Source organism: Streptomyces antibioticus, from assembly GCF_002019855.1.
Classification (GTDB): Bacteria; Actinomycetota; Actinomycetes; order Streptomycetales; family Streptomycetaceae; genus Streptomyces; species Streptomyces antibioticus_B.
The window spans coordinates 1-1,039 of record NZ_KV917386.1; the positions used below are offsets into that span (position 1 = coordinate 1).

General features: G+C 55.3%; 2 protein-coding genes. One reads left to right on the forward strand and one right to left on the reverse strand.

The genetic code is table 11. The annotated features are described in order from the left end of the window. A partial coding sequence (locus AFM16_RS39225; protein ID WP_218670757.1) for a hypothetical protein occupies nucleotides 1-765 on the forward strand: 765 nt, incomplete at its 5' end. A gap of 4 nt (nucleotides 766-769) precedes the next feature. On the opposite strand, the gene AFM16_RS38340 is transcribed toward AFM16_RS39225, so the two are convergent. After that, nucleotides 770-1,039: site-specific integrase (locus AFM16_RS38340; RefSeq protein ID WP_502620629.1), on the reverse strand; the 270-nt coding region annotated here is incomplete at its 5' end.

Here is a 1,039-nt window from a genome sequence, read left to right on the forward strand (position 1 = left end):
TATGACCAGCACTTCGTGAATGTGATGAACTTCAGCATAAGTGAAATGGTATTCAAGAGCCATAAGCAATTCCTTGAATCCGCAGGTCGCGTACTCTCTACTGACGGAATGGAGCCGAGAGAGGTATTCCCAGGGCACTTTAGCCACCTCGATAAATTGCGAGAGTACATCGACTACACGCGACCAGCCCGCCTAGAAACCGGAGTCTCAAGGGCGGTAGACAACTTCCTTTCCTACATCTCCGACATCCTGACACAGGCAATAATAAGCCGCCCGGACCTACTTAAGTCTCAGGAGCAGGTGACCATGGAGGAGGTGCTGGGACACGACTCGATCGAAGAGTTCGTACAGTGGGCAGCGGAGCGTCACATCAATCAACTCTCCTTCAAGGGTCTTGATGAGATCGCTCGTTACGTGGAGAAGCGACTTGGCCTCAGCATCCACAGCTCATCAGACGACTGGCAGACACTAAAGAGCGCCGTTGCTGCGAGAAACCTCATCGTTCACCGGAGAGCGGTCATCGACGATCGGTTCTTGCGGGTAATCAAGGATGCAGACCTGTCCAAGGGGGATAGATTTCAGGTACCGACAAGGATGCTGGCAGACACACTGGATTGCACAATGCGAGTGGTGCACGACTTCGATGCTCGGATCGCCAAAAAATTCTCGGTATCTCGACTCCGATCCGAGGATCAAGAGTGGTATCTCAAAGTACACAAAAAAAAGCGGGTAAGCCTGGAGAAGACAGACTCACCCGCTCGATGACCTACTAAATTAAAGCGTCTCCCTCCGCCTCCAGCGCCATCAAAATCTTGGCATTGGCGACTTCTTCGTGTCCATCGATGCAGCCGTGATAGCGGCGGTGGATCACTTCCGGCGAATTGCCGACCCGTCGGGCCACTTCGGCAATCGGGACCCCGGCGTTCAGCCACCGCGTGATGCACGCGTGCCGCAGGTCGTACGGGCGTCCGGCCAACGGCGAGGCGACACGCTCAGGCGGTAGCGCGTACTCCCGCGCTTCCTCCCACACTCGCCAGTA